This is a genomic window from Fundidesulfovibrio agrisoli (assembly GCF_022808715.1).
Lineage (GTDB): Bacteria > Desulfobacterota > Desulfovibrionia > Desulfovibrionales > Desulfovibrionaceae > Fundidesulfovibrio > Fundidesulfovibrio agrisoli.
Genome location: NZ_JAKZKX010000026.1, coordinates 34,842 through 51,449, shown reverse-complemented (window position 1 = coordinate 51,449; position 16,608 = coordinate 34,842). Strand labels below are relative to the sequence as shown.

General features: G+C 66.6%; 18 protein-coding genes. 12 read left to right on the top strand and 6 right to left on the bottom strand.

The features are described from left to right. Nucleotides 1-99 precede the first annotated feature (99 nt). Genes MLE27_RS15530 through MLE27_RS15520 form a run of 3 tightly spaced genes read right to left on the bottom strand, consistent with a single transcriptional unit; the run spans nt 100 to nt 2,770 of the window. Complete coding sequence (locus MLE27_RS15530) at nt 100-1,125, bottom strand: DUF362 domain-containing protein (protein ID WP_243313112.1); 1,026 nt, start codon at nt 1,123-1,125, stop codon at nt 100-102. Continuing rightward, on the bottom strand, nt 1,122-2,117 hold the full coding sequence (locus tag MLE27_RS15525) for a DUF6599 family protein (RefSeq protein WP_243313110.1): 996 nt from the start codon (nt 2,115-2,117) through the stop codon (nt 1,122-1,124). Before MLE27_RS15525 ends, MLE27_RS15530 begins: the two co-directional genes overlap by 4 nt. Before the next feature lie 41 nt (nt 2,118-2,158). After that, nucleotides 2,159-2,770 carry a hypothetical protein gene (locus MLE27_RS15520; protein WP_243313109.1) on the bottom strand — a complete coding sequence of 204 codons (612 nt, stop codon included), beginning with the start codon at nt 2,768-2,770 and terminating at the stop codon, nt 2,159-2,161. Between the two features lie 327 nt (nt 2,771-3,097). On the opposite strand from MLE27_RS15520, the gene gndA reads away from it, so the two are divergent. Further along, nucleotides 3,098-4,516, top strand: a complete 1,419-nt coding sequence (gndA, locus tag MLE27_RS15515; RefSeq protein WP_243313107.1) for an NADP-dependent phosphogluconate dehydrogenase — start codon at nt 3,098-3,100, stop codon at nt 4,514-4,516. A gap of 13 nt (nt 4,517-4,529) precedes the next feature. Here the strand turns inward: gndA and MLE27_RS15510 are convergent, their stop codons facing one another. Then, nucleotides 4,530-4,790: a hypothetical protein gene (locus tag MLE27_RS15510; RefSeq protein WP_243313105.1), complete on the bottom strand. Its 261-nt coding sequence runs from the start codon at nt 4,788-4,790 to the stop codon at nt 4,530-4,532. A gap of 268 nt (nt 4,791-5,058) precedes the next feature. On the opposite strand from MLE27_RS15510, the gene MLE27_RS15505 reads away from it, so the two are divergent. Continuing rightward, on the top strand, nt 5,059-5,448 hold the full coding sequence (locus MLE27_RS15505) for a response regulator (RefSeq protein ID WP_243313102.1): 390 nt from the start codon (nt 5,059-5,061) through the stop codon (nt 5,446-5,448). Nucleotides 5,449-5,555: 107 nt separating this feature from the next. On the opposite strand, the gene MLE27_RS15500 is transcribed toward MLE27_RS15505, so the two are convergent. After that, nucleotides 5,556-6,587, bottom strand: coding sequence for a sigma-54 interaction domain-containing protein (locus MLE27_RS15500; protein ID WP_243313100.1), 1,032 nt, complete (start codon nt 6,585-6,587; stop codon nt 5,556-5,558). A gap of 296 nt (nt 6,588-6,883) precedes the next feature. On the opposite strand from MLE27_RS15500, the gene MLE27_RS15495 reads away from it, so the two are divergent. The 10 genes from MLE27_RS15495 (at nt 6,884) to MLE27_RS15450 (ending at nt 15,597) form a co-directional block, all read left to right on the top strand. Further along, nucleotides 6,884-7,858: a sulfite exporter TauE/SafE family protein gene (locus MLE27_RS15495; RefSeq protein WP_243313098.1), complete on the top strand. Its 975-nt coding sequence runs from the start codon at nt 6,884-6,886 to the stop codon at nt 7,856-7,858. Nucleotides 7,859-7,885: 27 nt separating this feature from the next. Next, nucleotides 7,886-8,320, top strand: coding sequence for a DUF1634 domain-containing protein (locus MLE27_RS15490; protein ID WP_243313095.1), 435 nt, complete (start codon nt 7,886-7,888; stop codon nt 8,318-8,320). 13 nt (nt 8,321-8,333) lie between these two features. Further along, nucleotides 8,334-9,494, top strand: a complete 1,161-nt coding sequence (locus MLE27_RS15485; RefSeq protein WP_243313093.1) for a sigma 54-interacting transcriptional regulator — start codon at nt 8,334-8,336, stop codon at nt 9,492-9,494. A gap of 1 nt (nt 9,495) precedes the next feature. Beyond that, nucleotides 9,496-9,855: a NifB/NifX family molybdenum-iron cluster-binding protein gene (locus MLE27_RS15480; RefSeq protein ID WP_243313091.1), complete on the top strand. Its 360-nt coding sequence runs from the start codon at nt 9,496-9,498 to the stop codon at nt 9,853-9,855. Beyond that, a complete protein-coding gene (locus MLE27_RS15475; RefSeq protein WP_243313090.1) occupies nt 9,845-11,575 on the top strand; it encodes a sensor histidine kinase in 1,731 nt (576 codons plus the stop codon). The genes MLE27_RS15480 and MLE27_RS15475 overlap by 11 nt, the downstream gene beginning before the upstream one ends. 2 nt (nt 11,576-11,577) lie before the next feature. Then, nucleotides 11,578-11,952: a response regulator gene (locus MLE27_RS15470; RefSeq protein WP_243313114.1), complete on the top strand. Its 375-nt coding sequence runs from the start codon at nt 11,578-11,580 to the stop codon at nt 11,950-11,952. Between the two features lie 8 nt (nt 11,953-11,960). Further along, nucleotides 11,961-12,611 (top strand): sensor histidine kinase, encoded by a 651-nt coding sequence (locus MLE27_RS15465; protein ID WP_243313088.1) that lies wholly within the window; start codon nt 11,961-11,963, stop codon nt 12,609-12,611. 49 nt (nt 12,612-12,660) lie between these two features. Then, entirely contained in the window at nt 12,661-13,110 is a 450-nt protein-coding gene (locus tag MLE27_RS15460) for a response regulator (RefSeq protein ID WP_243313086.1), read from the top strand. A 14-nt stretch (nt 13,111-13,124) separates the two neighbouring features. Beyond that, complete coding sequence (locus MLE27_RS15455; protein ID WP_243313084.1) at nt 13,125-14,225, top strand: sensor histidine kinase; 1,101 nt, start codon at nt 13,125-13,127, stop codon at nt 14,223-14,225. A 169-nt stretch (nt 14,226-14,394) separates the two neighbouring features. Next, nucleotides 14,395-15,597: a hypothetical protein gene (locus tag MLE27_RS15450; RefSeq protein WP_243313083.1), complete on the top strand. Its 1,203-nt coding sequence runs from the start codon at nt 14,395-14,397 to the stop codon at nt 15,595-15,597. Nucleotides 15,598-15,704: 107 nt separating this feature from the next. Here the strand turns inward: MLE27_RS15450 and MLE27_RS15445 are convergent, their stop codons facing one another. Continuing rightward, a complete protein-coding gene (locus tag MLE27_RS15445; protein ID WP_243313080.1) occupies nt 15,705-16,535 on the bottom strand; it encodes a hypothetical protein in 831 nt (276 codons plus the stop codon). Between the last annotated feature and the right edge of the window lie 73 nt (nt 16,536-16,608).

The window sequence follows — 16,608 nt, the reverse complement described above, 5'->3', positions numbered from 1 at the left end:
GGCCCGGGCCGGAGCCTGAAAGTGGGGAGGGGCCTCCGGCGGCCAAAGGGCTGCGCCCTTTGGAATCCCTCATGGGGTGCTGGTCGGCGGCGCGCACGGCTAGGCTCCCGAGTCCAGGTAGATGGGGTTCAGGGAGGCGAAGTCCGCCGTGCCCGCCCCGGCGGCCTGGGCCATGCGGATGTAGGGGATGTCCTCCAGGGTGCGCCCCAGCAGGCCCGCGCCGAAGGCGTCGCCCGCCACGGGGTCGGTGGTCAGCACGAGCATGTTGGTGGCCTTGAGGTCCGACAGGGAGCCGCCCGTGGGGCCGTTGGTCATCATGGAGACGGTGCCGTCCAGCACGCTGAGCGTGGGCCTGGCCAGCATGGAAAGCTCGGTGATGATGGCGTTGATGTCCTGGTGGAAGACGTTTCGCCTGCCGCCAAGCAGCCCGTACATGTTCTTGAGCGACATGGAGGCCCCGGCCCGGGCGTGGTCCTTCACCGGAGAGAGGGTGATGAGCCTGGTCACGCCCGCGAAGGCCCCGGCCAGCACGGGCCAGTCCTTGATGAGCCTGGCGCCGGGCAGGGTGGCGGGCGCGAACAGCCCGGCCCGGGGGATGATGATCTTCGCGCCGCTCTGGCGGGCGGCCCCGGCCAGCCCGGCGATCTCGAAGCAGCTCTCCGGGTTGTTGATGGGGTTGTCGGTCACGCCCACGCTTGCCGCGCCCGCCTTGGCGCAGGCGGCGGCCACGGCCGCCAGCAGCTCGGGGTGGGTGGTGGCCCCCAGCGACGCCGGGGAGGCGAAGGCCGCGTTGACCTTGATGAGCACGCGGTCGCCCTTCTTGACGAATTGCTCCATGCCGCCCAGGGCCTTCATGCCCTGCTCGAACATGGCGGCGCGGTCCGCCCCGCGCACCACGGCCATGCGCGGGCTGCCGGAGGGGCGGTCCTTCACGGAGTAGTCGCCCAGGCCGGGCAGGGCCTTGAGCTCGGGCAGGGCCGACGGCCCCGAGGGGTCGCGCAGGGCCAAACCCAGGCCGCAGGCGCCCACGGCCACGGCCGAGGCCCCGGCCACGCGCTTGAGGAACTCGCGGCGCTTCATGCCCTCGCCGGGCGGAAAGGCGGGATCGGGGCCGGTGGTGCTCACGGCTTGTTCTCCTCGGGGGATTTGGCCAGGGCGTTCCCCAGGACGCGGGCCAGTTCCAGGGCGGCGGCCCGGTTCACGGAGTCGTGCACGCCCGCCAGCACCGGCCCCCTGGTCATCACCACCTGGATCATGTCCTCCAGGGCCAGCACGCGCGCGCCCTCGGGCAGCCCGGCCGTGTCCGGGCCGGGGGGGACGGGCTTGAACCCGTTGCCCGTCAGGAAGGCCGCATAGGCTTCGGCCTGAGCCCGGGCCTGGGCGGCGTTCTCGCGCCGGGCCAGGAAGGCCGCCGCTTCCCCGGAAGGAAGGGCGTACTCGGCGGTGTAGACGTTCTCCAGCCCCTCCATGCCCAGGGCGTCGCTCACGGCAAGGCGCACGCTGTCCGCCCGGAGGCCTTCGGCGGGGAAGAGCTCCGCTTCGGATTTTTGCGCCGCGTCCTCGGGCAGGGCTGCGAGCAGGGTCTGGGCCAGGCTCTCCAGCGCGGGGCGCAACTCGGGGGAGGCGTGGTCCGCCACGAGCTCCAGGTAGAAGCGGCCCTTGGTCAGGAAGAGCGCGTTCTCGGTGGCGTAGGCGTTCTGCGCCAGGGTCAGTTGATCGGCACCGGGGCGGCGCTGGCCGCTGAACACGGCGAAAGCGTCCTTGGGGGACTCCATGGCGTAGACGAACACCTCGGCCCGTGCGTCCGCCACGGAGAATGCCCGGCAGGCCATCTCCTGGAAGTTGGAGGCCAGGTACAGCTCGGCCTTGCCGTCGATCTTGTCGGAAAGAGTCTCGGGGTTGTAGCTCTCAAGCTCGGAGAGCGCCGTATAGCCCTGCACGTCGGCCAGATAGCCCGCGCTCTGCGACAGGGCCGCGCCCTGCTGCCCGCTCACGATGCGCCCGGCCCCCTTGGGGTGGTTCATGGCCACGATCACGGCGGGGTTGAAGTCGGCCTGCCGCACGGCGAGCCATGCCGCCACGCAGGCGAGCAGGGCCAGCACGGCCAGCCCCGTCATTCTTTCGGCCCCGCTTGTGCGCACTCTTGCCACGGGAAAGCCTACTGGCCGAGCTTGGCGCCCTGCTTGAGGTCGTAGCAGGGCTGGAAGTTCATGTCCTGGCGCAGGGCCTGCTCGGGCGTCTTGCCCTGGCCCAGCTGCCCGTCGACCATGATGAAGCGCAGCTCGCCGCCCATCTTCGAGCCCCCGGACACGGCCTTCTCCATGCGCTCCCTGGTGGCCCCGTACTCGCCTTCGGCCTTGCTCTTGTGGAACTGCTTGCGCCACTCGATCCACTGCTGGGGGGTCATGGCGCTCTGGTCCACGAAGACGTAGTGGACCACGCCGCCGGGGCAGTCCTCCTCCAGGTAGAGGGTGTATTCCAGGGGGGCTCCGGAATCGGCTGGCTTGCCGATGCGGGCCTTCTCGCCCTCCTCGATGAGCCAGGCGGTGGGGCATTTACGGGAGGTTTGGAAGTCCTTCACGGTGCCGAAGAGGAAGTGCGGCTCCATCTCGTCGGCGATGAACAGCCCGGCGAGGAAGGAGTCCGGCGGGGTGAAGGCCACCAGGCCGTCGGCCTTGCGCAGCTCCTGGGCCTTTTCGCTGGCGGCGTGCGCGGGGGACAAAAGGGCGAGGAGCAGTAGGCAGGCGGAGATAGCGGTCGTGCGGAGCATGGGACCCTCCCGGTGCAGGCGGTTCATCGGCGATCTTGTGCTCATGTAGTGAATCCCGAAGAAGATGGTCAAGTTTCAATTAGGACACGCCGTGCCTGGAAAAAGCCTGGCCGCGCCGGGCGGTCGATTCCTGTTGGCTCCATGCGGCCAGGAGGGGCAATTCCAGGGTGTTGCGCCAGGGCCGGGTTTGCGCGGCGTGCTCCATGGAAGCCCCAGCGACATCGGACTTGTGTTGACCCCGCAGCCCGGCTCGATCATATATGCAGGCGACCCCATCCCGCCACCCGGCCGCCACCCGGCCCGCTGGGCGGCTCCAGGAGACCGCAGATGAACAACCGGGACATCGCCCTCGTCGGCCTGGCCGTCATGGGCCAGAACCTCGCCCTGAACATGGCCGGCAAGGGCTTCTCAGTCACAGTCCACAACCGCACGCCATCGGTTACGCATGAATTCATGGAGCGCGCCGGGAAAGCGGCCGGGCTCCACGCGGAGGACACCCTGGCCGGGATGGTGGCCACGCTGTCGCGGCCCCGCAAGGTCTTCCTGATGGTGAAGGCGGGTTCCGCCGTGGATCACGTGATAGACGAACTGGCCCCCCTGCTGGAGCCCGGCGACATCATCGTGGACGGCGGCAATTCCCACTACCGCGACACGGAGCTGCGCGCCGAGACCCTGGCGGCCAAAGGACTGAACTACCTGGGCGTGGGAGTCTCCGGCGGGGAGGAGGGCGCGCTGCGCGGCCCGAGCATCATGCCCGGCGGCGACAAGGAGGCCTACGCCCGGCTGGAGCCCATCCTCACGGCCATTGCGGCCAGGGCGGACGGCGAGCCCTGCGTCGGCTGGATGGGCAAGGGCGGGGCCGGGCACTTCGTCAAGATGGTGCACAACGGCATCGAATACGGCGACATGCAGCTCATCGCGGAGGCCTACGACATCCTGGGCCGGGCCGGAGGGCTCGGGGCCGGGCGACAGTCGGAGGTTTTCGCGCGCTGGAACGAGGGGCCGCTGGCCTCCTACTTGGTGGACATCACCTCCCAGGTGCTGGCCCGAACCGACGAGGAAACCGGCAAACCCCTGGTGGACCTGGTGCTGGACGAGGCCGAGCAGAAGGGCACCGGGCGCTGGACCGCCGAGAGCGCCCTGGAGCTGGGGGTGCCCGTGCCCACGCTCACGGCGGCGGTGGAGGCCCGCAACATTTCGGCCATGAAGGGCAGGCGCGTCCGGGCTTCGCATGTGCTGGCTGGGCCACCGCCCCAGGCAGGGGTGGATGTCGAGGCCCTGGTGGCGGACATGGAGCAGGCCCTCTACGCTGCCAAGGTCTGCTCCTACGCCCAGGGCTTCAGCCTGCTGGCCGAGGCGGACCGGCGCTCCGAGTTCGGGCTGGAGCTGGGTCTGGCGGCGAAGGTCTGGCGGGCCGGGTGCATCATCCGCGCCGCCTTCCTGGACGACATCACGGCCAGCTTCCGGCGCGACCCCGCGCTGGACAATCTGCTGCTGGCCCGGGAGTTCACCGGCATGGTGGAGAGCCGCATCCCGGCGCTGCGGCGCGTGGCGGGCCTCGCCGCAGCCTCGGGCATCCCCGTTCCGGCCCTGGGCGCGAGCCTCTCCTACTTTGACGCCTACCGGAGCGCGCGGCTGCCCGCCAACCTGATCCAGGCCCAGCGGGACTGTTTCGGGGCGCACACCTTCAAGCGCACGGACCGCGAGGGAATCTTCCACGCCGACTGGTCCAAGCCCGCAAAGTGAGGGGAGGGCGGGCTCAATAGGGGCCGTCGTCCGGGGGGTATTGGGCGTCGCGGTCGCGCACGTCGTCCCGCCAGGAGTTGAGCGGGGCGCAGCAGCCTTCGCCCATGGCCAGCAGCAGGCGCATGCGTTGCGAGCCGGAGAACCCGCAGCGATAGAGCTTCAGGCCGGCGTCCCAGTGGATTTCCGGGCAGCGCCGTTTGTAACCGTAAAGGATGCGCGATTCGACGCACTGGTCGTTCAGGCAGCACCAGCCGCAGCCGACGCAGGCGCTCAAACGGAACTCCCGGCTGGGCTTCCGGGCCCGGCCGGGCGAGGGGAGAATGCGTGGGTTTTCATGCCGCAAACTACCGCCACTTCACCGGAAAGGGCAACATAAATCGCCAACTGTTCGAAAATCAAAGCCTTCTGCCAACTACCCCAAAACCGCCCGCCAAGAGTAGGGTTTCCCTACTGGACGAAAACCGTCCGATAGCCAACTATGCGCACAAGAAGCGCTGTACCTCCAGGTGAGAGGCGACCATAAGGAGAAAACGGTGCGCATAATGATCGTCGAAGACAACATGGAATCCGCGACCAGCATCGCGGAAATCCTGATCAAAAACGGCCATGACGTCATCCTGTCCGACGACCTCTATTGCCTCGACCTCATCAAGCAGGAGGGAGGGGTGGACATGGTCATCACGGACATCTTCCTCTGCCGTCGTTCCGGGCTGCAGATCGTGCTGGACGTGAAGGACTATAATTCCGGGATCACGGTCATCGCCATGTCCAACGGGGGCGCGGCCTACAATTTCGACTACCTGGACTACGCCATGGAGTTCGGGGCCGACGCCGTGATGCGCAAGCCCCTGGACGAGCGGTCCGTGGTCCGCATGGTGGAACGCTTCAGCCCCGGGGGGGGCGTCGCCATGCCCGTGGCCGCCTCGGCCTAGGCCGCCCGAGGGGCCGACCCCACCCTTGCGGCAAGATTTTGCCGCTACGCCGCATCGCCTTGCGCGGCGGTAATCCCACCGACCCTGAATCTTTGCGAATTCTTTTTTCAGCGGGCCGTCCGGTCCAGTTCCAATCCGTATTCACTGAGCTTGTAGCGCAGCGTTCTGGGAGAAATACCCAGTATTTCAGCTGTCTTGGCTTTGCTGCCCTGGGCGTGCCTGAAGGCGCGGAAGATGGCCTTGATCTCGGCGTCGCGCACCGCAGCCTCCAGGAGCATGCTCTCCGGGCCCGGGGGCTCCGCGCTGTGGGCCAGGGGGCTGTTGTGCACCTCGGGGGGCAGGTCGTCGGGCTCTATGCTGCCTCCGGGATGCACCAGCACAAGCCGCTCGATCATGTTGCGCAACTCGCGCGCGTTGCCGGGCCAGGCGTACTTGCCGAGGATCGCTAAAGATTCTTCAGCCAGGCCAGGAACCGGGCGGTGGTAGCGGTGGGCGTAGTGCTCCAGGAAGTGGCCCGCCAGGTGCGGGATGTCGTCCGTGCGCTGGCGCAGCGGCGGAAGGGAGACGGGCACCACGTTGAGCCGGTAGTAGAGGTCGGCCCGGAAGTCCCCGGAGCGGACCATCTCCAGCAGGTTGCGGTTGGTGGCGGCCACGATGCGGGCGTCGAAGGGCAGGTCGCGCTCGCCGCCCAGGCGGCGGAAGGTGCGCTGCTCCAGCACGCGCAGGAAGTCGGCCTGGTTGTTGGGCGGTATCTCGCCCACCTCGTCCAGAAACAGCGTGCCGTCCCCGGCCAGCTCGAAGCTTCCCTTTTGCTGACGCGAGGCCCCGGTGAAGGCTCCGGCCTCGTGCCCGAAGAACTTGTCCGCGAAGAGTTCGCCCTTGAGCACGCCGCAGTTCACGGGGATGAAAGGCTTCTCTTTCCTGTTGGAGAGGGTGTGGATGAGCCTGGCGAAGAGCTCCTTGCCGGTGCCGGATTCGCCCTGCAGCAGGATGGGCGCGTCCGATGGCGCCACCTTGGAGGCCAGCTGATGGGCGTCGCGCATGGAGCGCGAACCGATGAGCACGGCCGTGACGCCCCCGCCCTCCTCGGGCAGGTCGTCCAGGTGCAGCCGTAACGGCAGGTTTTTGCCGCTGGTCATAGCGGCCGGTTCCCTCGCATTGCGGAGGCCTCCATCCTGGTGGCAATTTTATGCCGCTTACCCCTGCATTATATCCCTTGCCCCTCGAAATGAAAAGCCAAATCGGCAACCCCTTGCCGCAAGCGGCAAACTTTTGCCGCTTTCAGTTGACCGTAAAATGTCAAATATCTGGAATTATGGAGTTACTTTGCTGGTACGCTTCTTGATTGTGCGGGAAGGAACAAGCGTGGGGCGTGCCGCCCGATCCAAACGGTGCGGTACTGGATGAATTCGGAAGCAAGGGAGAGCGAGCAAACATGAAATCGAGATGGATGCGACTTTCGATGGTGGTGTTGGCCCTGTGCCTGGCCTGGGTGGCCATCGCCCTGGCCGCGGGCGCCGACGGCGGCAAGGCGTTGGCCGATGTTTCCCAGGCGGCGGGAACCCCCGACGCCCCGTGGTGGCAGTGGCCCGCCGTTCTGTTGGTGTTCTGCTTCGTGCTGGGCATCATCGCGGTGCTGGCCGGCGTGGGCGGCGGCGTGCTGTTCGTCCCCCTGGTGAGCGGCTTCTTCCCGTTCCATCTGGACTTCGTGAGAGGCGCGGGCCTGCTGGTGGCCCTGGCCGGTGCGCTGGCCGCGGGCCCCGGTCTGCTCAAGCGCAACATGGCCAGCCTTCGCCTGGCCCTGCCCGTGGCGCTCATCGCCAGCAGTTGCGCCATCGTGGGCGCCATGGTCGGCCTGGCCCTGCCCACCAACATCGTGCAGATGGCCCTGGGCGGCACCATCCTGTTCATCGCCTGCCTGCTCCTGTTCTCCAAGAACACGGTGCGCCCCGTGGTCACCAAGCAGGACGCCCTCGGCCTGGCTCTGGGCATGAACGGCGCCTACTATGACCCCGGCACCTGCGAAGTCATCGACTGGAAGACCCACCGCACCCTGCCCGGCCTGCTGCTGTTCATCGTCATCGGCGTGATGGCGGGCATGTTCGGCCTGGGCGCCGGTTGGGCCAACGTGCCGGTGCTCAACCTGGTCATGGGCGTTCCGCTGAAGATCTCCGTGGGAACCTCCAAGTTCCTGCTGTCCATCACGGACACCTCGGCCGCCTGGGTCTACCTGAACCAGGGCTGCGTCATCCCCCTGATGGCCATCCCCTCTGTCATCGGCCTGATGTTCGGTTCGTTCGCGGGCGTGAAGCTGCTGGCCAAGGCCAAGCCGAAGTTCATCCGGTACATGGTCATCGGCGTGCTGCTGTTCTCCGGCGCCAAGGCGCTCATGAAGGGCCTGGGCCTCTAATCCGCCCAATCTGAGAAGGAGTGAATCATGGCTGACAATACCAATGCCTGCGTGAGCGTGGAAACCCCGCCCGAGCAGACCCTCTACGCCGACTTCCTGTTCTGGGGTTGCTGGGGCGGCCTGGCCCTGATGGCCCTCACCTACATCCTCTACGTGACCGGCCTCATGACCCCCCACGTGCCCATGGACAAGATCGTCCAGCTCTGGAGCCAGCCCGTGAAGGTCTATCTTGAGCAGGGCAACGTGCCCGTGGGCTGGGGCTGGGCCACGCTGCTCGCCAAGGGCGACTTCCTCAACTTCCTGGGGATCGCGCTGCTCGCCGGCCTGACCATCGTGGCCTACATCCCGCTGATCCCGGCGTTCCTGAAAAAGAAGGACACCTCCTTCGCGATCATCGCTCTGCTCGAGGTGATCGTGCTGACGATCGCCGCCTCCGGCATCGTGGGCAGCGGCGGACACTAGGAGCCTTCAGCAGATGAAGCCCTTGAGCCCCGAAATCCTCGCATCGCTCGACCTTGCCCCCGTCCTGGACGGCCTGCCCCTCGGGGTGGCCGTCCTGGACAGGGACGGGTTGCTGGTGACCATGAACGCCGCCCTGGAGCGGCTCACGGGGTTCGCCAGGGACGAGGTGGCCGGAGTGCCGGGGCGGCATGTGCTGCGCTCCGGGCTGTGCCACAAGCGCACCGCCCAGGAGGGCCCGGCGGATACCGACATCGTCAACCGCCACCGTCGGCGCATTCCGGTGCGCCTGCACTCCCTGCCCGTCAACGACGCCAGCGGGGAGATGCGCTACCGGCTCGACCTCGTGGAGGACCTGAGCGCGCTGAAGGCCCTGGAACGCCGCCTGGAGGAGCCGGGCGGCGTGGGTGGCCTGGTGGGCAAGAGCCCCCAGATGGAGCGCCTGATGCGCCTGCTGCCCGCCATGGCCCAGGCCGACGCCCCCGTGATCGTCATCGGGGAGACGGGCACCGGCAAGGACGCGGTGGCCGAGACCATCCACAAGCTTTCGCCGCGCTCGCGCGAGCCCTTCGTGCGGGTCAACTGCGGGCCCATGTCGCCCGAACTGCTGGAGGCCGAGATCTTCGGCCGCCGCCAGCCCACCGGCGAGATAACCCCCGGGGCCTTCCAGCGCGCCGGGGCCGGAACCGTGCACCTCTCCGACATCGGCGAGCTGCCCGAGGCCCTGCAGGTGCGCCTGGTGCAGTTCGCCGACGAGGGGCTGATCCGCCCCGTGGGCGCGGCCATGGACGTGCGCTCCCAGGCGCGGCTCATCGCCTCCTCTCCGGTGGCCCCGGAGGAGCTGGTGCGCGCGGGCAAGCTCCGCAGGGACATGGCCTACCGCCTGGGCGCCCTGCGCCTGGACCTGCCGCCGCTGCGCGAGCGCCGGGAGGACATCGAGTTTCTGCTGGCGCACTTCCTGGAGCTGTACGCGGCCAAGTTCCGCAAGAAGGTCGAGGGCTTCACGCCCAAGGCCCGCAGGCTGCTCCTGTCTCACGACTACCCGGGCAACGTGCGCGAGCTGCGCAACGTGGTGGAGTTCGCGGTGATGGTCTGCACCAAGCCGGACATCCCCCCCGCCTGCCTGCCGGTCCACCTGCTTGGGCACCTGGGCCTCGCCGGGGCGGGAGGCGAATAGCATGCGCAGCAAGCGAGTGCTCATCCCGCTCTACCGCGACGAGGTGGCCCCCAGGTTCGACCTGGCTTCGGCCGCACTCGTGGCCGTGGTCACCCCTGGCGAGGAGGCCATACCCACCACGGACTTCCTGCTGCCGCAGCCCTCGGCCGAGGGCGTGTGCGACCTGGTGCTGCAAAAGGACGTGGACGTGGTGATCTGCGGGGCCATCGAAGAGGAATATTACCATTATCTTCGCTGGAAGAGAGTGGAAGTACTTGATAATGTGGCGGCGCCGGCCAGGGTCGCTCTCGAGCGATTCGCCAAAGGGGCGCTTCGGGCCGGGGACATCCTCTTCGCCAAGGGAGGCTCCGATGCTCGGTGATATCTTCACCCGCCACTTCAAGGACCTGCACACCAGCGAGGACTCCATCTCGCCTGAGCGCTACGAGACCCTCAAACGGAAGATCGTGGGCCTCATGGCCGTGGTCACCATGGTGCCGCTCTTGCTCATGGCCCTGATCAACTTCGCGGAGTTCCAGGCCACCATGTCGCGCGAGGTGCAGAACCCGCTGCGCGTCATCCTGGGCAAGACGCGCAACTCCATCGACCTGTTCCTGGCGGAGCGCGTCTCCACCGTGGCCTTCATCGCCCAGGCCTACAGCTTCCAGGACCTCTCCAGCGAGCGCGACCTGGCTCGCATCTTCCGGGTGATGCGCAAGGAGTTCGAAGGCTTCATGGACCTGGGCCTCATCGACTCCAAGGGCCATCAGGTCAGCTACGTCGGGCCGTATGATCTCAAGGGCCGCGACTACTCCGGGCAGGAGTGGTTCGCCCAGGTGCAAGCCAACGGCAAGTACGTCTCCGACGTGTTCCTGGGCTACCGCAACCTGCCCCACGTGGTCATCTGCGTGCAGCACGTGGCGGAATCGGGCGAATCCTGGATTCTGCGAGCCACCCTGGACACCCGGCAGTTCGAAAAGATCATCGCCGCCATGGGCCTGGAGCCCGGGTCGGACGCCTTCCTGGTGAACCGCAAGGGCATCCTGCAGACCAGCTCCTACCTCTACGGCGACGTGCTGCAGCCTTGCCCGCTGCCGCTGCCGCCGGTGAGCTACGAGGCCTCGGTGGTCTCCACCACGGACCCCTCCGGGCGCGACATCTATCTTTCCTACGCCTACTTCCCCAACACGGACTTCGTGCTCATGGCCGCCAAACCCCGCCTGGGCGTGCTCACGGCCTGGTACAACCTGCGCGGGGATCTGCTGGTGATCTTCCTGGCGGGCGTGGTGGCCACCTTCTACGTGGTCTCGCGCTTCACGGGCCTGCTGCTGATTCGCATGCGCGAGGCCGAGGAGCGCAGAGCCCTGGCCTTCCGCCAGGTGGAGCACGCGCAGAAGCTCTCCTCCATCGGCCGCCTGGCCGCGGGCGTGGCCCACGAGATCAACAACCCCCTGGCCATCATCAACGAAAAGGCCGGGCTTATGAAGGATCTGCTGGCCCTCCAGGAGGACTACCCCGGCAAGTCCAAGTTCCTGCGGCAGGTGGAGGCCATCATCAGCGCCGTGGAGCGCTGCCGTGGCATCACCCACCGCATGCTCGGCTTCGCCCGGCGCATGGACGTGAAGATCGAGGCCCTGAGCCTGAACGAGGTCATCACCGAGACCTCCAGCTTCCTGCAGCGCGAGGCCGAGAGCCGCAACGTGAGCCTGAGCCTGGAGCTCGACCCGGCGCTCTCGCGCATCGAGTCCGACCGGGGGCAGTTGCAGCAGGTGATCCTGAACATCCTCAACAACGCCCTGGCCGCCATCCCCGACAGGGGGACCATCGCGGTGCGCACCTGGAACCAGGGGGAGGAGCACGTGGGCTTCTCCATCCAGGATAACGGCTGCGGCATGTCCGAGGATACGCTCAAGTGCATCTTCGAGCCCTTCTTCACCACCAAGCGCGGCAAGGGCACCGGGCTGGGGCTTTCGATCACCTACGGAATCATCAAAAGGCTCGGGGGCGAAGTCTCCGTGCAGAGCCAGGAACAGGTGGGCTCCACCTTCACCGTGCTGCTGCCGGTGATGGCTCCCCCCACCGCCGCCGTGGAGGCCGCGTGAGCATGAAGGATTGGAACATCCTGCTGGTGGACGACGAAGAGGACTTCGTCCAGACCCTGGCGGAACGACTCGAACTGCGCGGCATCGAGTGCCGGGTCGCGCTGGACGGCGAAGCCGGGCTCGCGGCCATGGCCGAGAGCCAGCCCGACGTGGTGGTGTTGGACATGTTCATGCCCGGCATCAAGGGCCTCGAGGTGCTGCGGCTCATCCGCGAGCGCCACCCCAAGGTGCAGGTGATCCTGCTCACGGGGCAGGGGGCCACCAAGGACGGCATGGACGGCATGAAGCTCGGCGCGTTCGACTACATGATCAAGCCGCTTTCCATCGACGACCTGACGTCCAAGATCGGCGAGGCCGTGAAGGTGGCCAGGAGCTAGTGGCGGGCATGGACAACGAAAAATACCTCGGCCGCATGGCAGCCATGGTCAGCCACGACCTGTGCAACGTGCTGGCCACCATCCAGCAGGCTTCCGGCCTCATGGGAGACTTTCTCTACCTGGCCCGGAAGGAGTCGCTCAAGTCCATGGGGCTTAGGCCGAAGTTCAAGTATCACGACAAGTTTCAGGAGATCATCGCCCAGGTTCAGGCCCAGGTGGACCGGGGGCAGGGCATCTGCGAGAGGCTCTCGGCCCTCGGCCATTCCACGGACGACGGCCCCGAGACGGCCGACGTGGGCGTGGCCGCCGCGCTGGTGGGCTCGCTGTGCGGCCGGGCGGCCAAGAAGCACAAGGCGAGCCTGGAGGTGGCCTGCGCGCCCGAACCGCTGAAGGCGGCCGCGCGGCTCATCGACGTGCTCACGGCCCTGGACACGGTGGTCCAGGCTGTGCTGCCGCACTGCGGCGGGGAGCCGCGCGCGCTCCGGCTGGCGCCGGGGCGCGGCGAGGGCGAGGTCTTCATAGACGTGGTCTGCGCCGGGATGGCCGCGCAGGGCCAGGAGGCGCTGGCCGGGGCGCTGCCCGCGGGCAAGCCCGGAATTTTCACGATTGGTATCGTTCAAGGCGGGGTGCGCTTGGCCTTCGCGGAGGCTGGGCGATAGGCGTTTTACCGAGGCGGGCGAGTGCGCCCAATGATGGAAGGAGATGGAGATGAACAAGATCAAGCTGCTTCTCGTGGATGATGAGGAAAACTTCGTCAACACCCTGGCCGAACGCATGAAGATGCGCGACGTGCCCTCCAAGGTGGTGTATTCGGGCGAGGCCGCGCTGGACGCGCTCAAGACCGGCGAGCCCGACGTCATGATCCTCGACCTGCGCATGCCCGGCATCGACGGCATGGAAGTGCTGCGCAAGGTGCGCCAGACCAACCCCACCGTGCGCATCATCATCCTCACCGGCCACGGCACCGACCTGGACGAGGAAGAGGCCCGCAAGCTGGGCGCGTTCCACTACCACAAGAAGCCCATCGACATCGACGAGCTGCTGGGCACCGTGAAGAAGGCCTACCGCGACCGCATGGAAGACGCCATGGTCGTCGCGGCCCTGGCCGAGGAAGGCGACTTCGAAAGCGCCCGCCAGGTGCTCGACGAGGACAAATAACCCGGGAGGGGGCCATGCGCCCCAAGACCCTGCTCATCGACGATGAGCGCGACTTCGTCCAGCTCCTGGCCGTGCGCCTGGAGGCCAGGGACTTCCCCGTTACGGCCGCGTTCGACGCGGCCGGGGGGCTCGCGCTCGTGGAGAGCCAGGCCCCCTCGGTGGTGGTGCTGGACGTCAACCTGCCGGACCGCAGCGGCCTGGACGTGCTGCGCGAAATGCGCGAACGCTGGCCGCTGGTCCAGGTGGTTATGCTCACGGGTCAGTCCGACGTGGCCACGGCCGTGGCGGGCATGAAATACGGCGCCGCCGACTACCTGACCAAGCCCGTGGACATCGACGCCCTCACGGCTGCGCTGGAGCGGGCCGTGATGCGCCGCATGGACCAGGAAGAGAACCTGCGCATGATCGAGACCGGCAAGCTCGCCGCCATAGGCAGGCTGGCCGAAGGGGTCGCCCACGAGATCAGCAACCCCGTGAACATCATGATGCAGAAGGCCGGCTGGGCCCTGGAGCTCATGGAGGAGCCGGGCTTCTCCGCCTCCCCGGAGGCGCACGAGGTGCGCGCGGAGCTTGAGGCCATCGTCAACCAGGGGCGGCGCTGCAAGACGGTGGTGGGGCGGCTGATGAAGGTGGGCGGGCGCATCGACCCCCGCGCCTCCGAGTTCGACCCCGTGGAGGCCGTGCGCGCCGGGCTGGAACTGGTGCGGGAGCGCGCGGCGGACCAGAGCGTCGTCTTCGACGTCTGCGCGGCCAAACCCGTGGCCAGGGTGTTCCTGCCGCGCTTCGAGATTGAGCAGGTGGTGCGCCGCCTGGCCGAGAACGCCCTGGACGCCATGCCCCGGGGCGGGACGCTGCGGGCGGAAGTGCGCGACCGCCCCTCCGGGGTAGTGGAGATCGAACTTGAGGATACCGGCCCCGGTGTGCCCGAGGCCATCGCCCAGCGCATATTCGAGCCGTTCTTCTCCACGAAAGAGGTGGGAAAGGGCTCGGGGCTGGGGCTCTCCATCTGCGACGGCATCATGAAGTCCCTGGGCGGGAGCATCGCGCTGACGCGCACGGACGGCCCAGGGGCCGTCTTCGTGGTCACCCTGCCCGCCATGCCTACGTCTGATTAGAACCTCATCCTGACCCGCCTCCCCAGCTCTGAGATTCAAGAACGGCTGACGTCCGCCTTGACCGCAATACACAAATACATATCTATAGTTTGAATTATATCGTGTAAGTGTTTACATAGCCACTGCTGCGCGCAATATGTGCCGATGACTGGTCTATTAAGGAGGAAGTATGGCTGGCGCGAGCAAGGAGAGCGGTAAAGTCGAGTGCGATAAAGAATCACGCTATTATTGCAATTTTTCAGAGTTAAAGTGTTGGGCTGCAGAACGATTGTATGACACGTTTAAACAGAAAAGTATTTATAGCGCCATTAATGCGAGCCGCAAGGTAACCTCCAGGATATATTCCTGGGTTTACGAATTGATCACGGGCGATGAACCAACACCAGGCAACGAGATTGACGGTAATCACGACGACATCACCCAAAAAGTGTTCAGGCGTCTGCAACTTCGCCACACGGTTCTCGGCGAGGTTGAAGGTGTCGCCGGAACGCACCGTGTCAACAAGGTGTTGTGCGAGCTTTATCCCGAAGGGCTCCTGTCGTCGAGGTGTGAAAAATGTGGCGGAACCGCTGATGGACAATCCGTAAATGGTGCTGGGGAAGCTCAACACACCGAGAAGAAACCACCCGCAGGTGGAACTGCTGAAGCAGCGGAGGCCAAAGCCGATCTGCATTACAGATCAGACCCAGCGGAACAGGCGCAGGGCAATCAGCAAGCACATGATAATGTCACTTCCTGTGCAGATTCAGCTCAGTCGAATGGTGGCAGCGCCAAGTCCGGCCATCATTTCCTGATCCTCCCCCCCGCGTTGCGGACCTACAACCTCGCCGTGACCGATCTCTTCGTGGAGAAAGCGCTGGCCTACATGAACAGGAAGGCCAGGTCGTATCAGCGCGCCGCGCGAATGCTCATGATACTCGGCACGGTGACCGTGGTGCTTGCGGCGGCCGTTGCGTATGGCGGCATAAAACCTAATGAGGCTGCCATACAATCCGTCGTCGGCCAAGGGTGGCTGGGTCTGCTGTTCGCTTTCGCGAAGTCTTTTACCTTCTACGGCTTGATGGTGCTGATCGCTGTCTATTCCTACCGTATGGCCCAAGCCATGTTCGACCAGGCGGAGCGAATCAAGGACCGCAGGCACGCCTTGCGCCAAGGCCGACTCTTTGTACACCTCAATGGCGGCAGGTTGACGCTTGAGGAGATGGAGCAAGCATTCAATTGGAACGTTTCACAGGCCAACGCGTTCTCAAAATTCAATCCTGAAGCCCAGGCTCCTTGGGGAAATGTGGTGAAGGAGTTGCTCGTCACCCTGCGTGAAGTGTCCAAGTCGAGCCTTCAGGTGGCGAAGCTGGCCAAGAAAGGAGATGCGTGACCTGACAGCTGGTCATCGCGCTCAAGCGGGATTTGCCGGGGGAAGGCCCTCCGGGCCGGCCTTTCCCCGGCACACAAACGGCATTATAAACTGCAAGCAAGGGCTGTTCAGCCCCCCAGCCGCGTGAACGCCTCCATCAGCGCCTCGGGGTCGTCCATGTCGCCCATGTCCATCTGCCCCAGGCCCGCCAGGGTCCAGGCCGGACGCCCGGCCACCGCCTGGCAGATCATGTCCACCAGTTCCATCTCCCGCCGGATGCCTTCCTCGTGCAGGTGCGGAGCGCGCACGCCCTGCGACATCATCACCTCGTAACTTGAAGTCCGCAGCAGGCGGCCGAAATCTCTCGCGCGCTTGAGGTTGGCCTCCAGCGCGGCGTAGGCCGCGCTCAGCCCGTCCACGAACGACGCCTGCGAGTCGGCGTCGGCGAGGTGGCGCAGGGCCCAGGCCAGGGCGTCGGCGGTGTCGCGCGCGGAAGCCTCCAGCCCGCCCAGCACGGCGCAGACATAGGCGCGGCGCTGGGGCGTCCAGGCCAGACGGCAGTGCCGCAGCATGATCTTGAATTCCAGCGCTTCCTCGCCGCTGAAGCGGCGCTCCACCGCGGCCAGCACCTGGGGCGGGGCGGTGTGCTCCGGGCGCAGCCGCCGCACGAAAAGGGCGGCCTCGCCGGGCTCAAGGGGCAGCTCCAGGCGCTGCCCGCCCGGGAGCAGGGCCCAGGTGCGCGCCACGGCATCCTCCACGGCCTGCTCAAGCTCCCGCGCCTGCTCGGGCGTGGCGCAGGCGGCCTCCAGCGCTGTCTCCAGACGGCGTTGCGCCTCCTCGCCGGGGAAGAGCAGCAGCTCCGCCAGGGATGAGGCCTCGGGATCGTCTCGGTTGGCGAACAAGGCCGCCAAAGTTTCGGAGCTGGCGTCGGCGTGGGTGGAGGCCGCATAGCGCAACACGGTTTCGTCCTGCGGCAGGCCCTTTTCCAAAAGGGTGCGAATGGCTTCCAGGGCAGGGAGGAGTTCAGGGGGC

What these genes read in the sequence shown, in the direction of transcription:
- MLE27_RS15525 (WP_243313110.1), bottom strand. Translation starts at nt 2,117, where the DNA reads ATGACGGGGCTGGCCGTGCTGGCCCTGCTCGCCTGCGTGGCGGCATGG.
- MLE27_RS15520 (WP_243313109.1), bottom strand. Translation starts at nt 2,770, where the DNA reads ATGCTCCGCACGACCGCTATCTCCGCCTGCCTACTGCTCCTCGCCCTT.
- gndA (WP_243313107.1), top strand. Translation starts at nt 3,098, where the DNA reads ATGAACAACCGGGACATCGCCCTCGTCGGCCTGGCCGTCATGGGCCAG.
- MLE27_RS15505 (WP_243313102.1), top strand. Translation starts at nt 5,059, where the DNA reads ATGATCGTCGAAGACAACATGGAATCCGCGACCAGCATCGCGGAAATC.
- MLE27_RS15500 (WP_243313100.1), bottom strand. Translation starts at nt 6,587, where the DNA reads ATGACCAGCGGCAAAAACCTGCCGTTACGGCTGCACCTGGACGACCTG.
- MLE27_RS15495 (WP_243313098.1), top strand. Translation starts at nt 6,884, where the DNA reads ATGAAATCGAGATGGATGCGACTTTCGATGGTGGTGTTGGCCCTGTGC.
- MLE27_RS15490 (WP_243313095.1), top strand. Translation starts at nt 7,886, where the DNA reads ATGGCTGACAATACCAATGCCTGCGTGAGCGTGGAAACCCCGCCCGAG.
- MLE27_RS15485 (WP_243313093.1), top strand. Translation starts at nt 8,334, where the DNA reads ATGAAGCCCTTGAGCCCCGAAATCCTCGCATCGCTCGACCTTGCCCCC.
- MLE27_RS15480 (WP_243313091.1), top strand. Translation starts at nt 9,496, where the DNA reads ATGCGCAGCAAGCGAGTGCTCATCCCGCTCTACCGCGACGAGGTGGCC.
- MLE27_RS15475 (WP_243313090.1), top strand. Translation starts at nt 9,845, where the DNA reads ATGCTCGGTGATATCTTCACCCGCCACTTCAAGGACCTGCACACCAGC.
- MLE27_RS15470 (WP_243313114.1), top strand. Translation starts at nt 11,578, where the DNA reads ATGAAGGATTGGAACATCCTGCTGGTGGACGACGAAGAGGACTTCGTC.
- MLE27_RS15465 (WP_243313088.1), top strand. Translation starts at nt 11,961, where the DNA reads ATGGACAACGAAAAATACCTCGGCCGCATGGCAGCCATGGTCAGCCAC.
- MLE27_RS15460 (WP_243313086.1), top strand. Translation starts at nt 12,661, where the DNA reads ATGAACAAGATCAAGCTGCTTCTCGTGGATGATGAGGAAAACTTCGTC.
- MLE27_RS15455 (WP_243313084.1), top strand. Translation starts at nt 13,125, where the DNA reads ATGCGCCCCAAGACCCTGCTCATCGACGATGAGCGCGACTTCGTCCAG.
- MLE27_RS15450 (WP_243313083.1), top strand. Translation starts at nt 14,395, where the DNA reads ATGGCTGGCGCGAGCAAGGAGAGCGGTAAAGTCGAGTGCGATAAAGAA.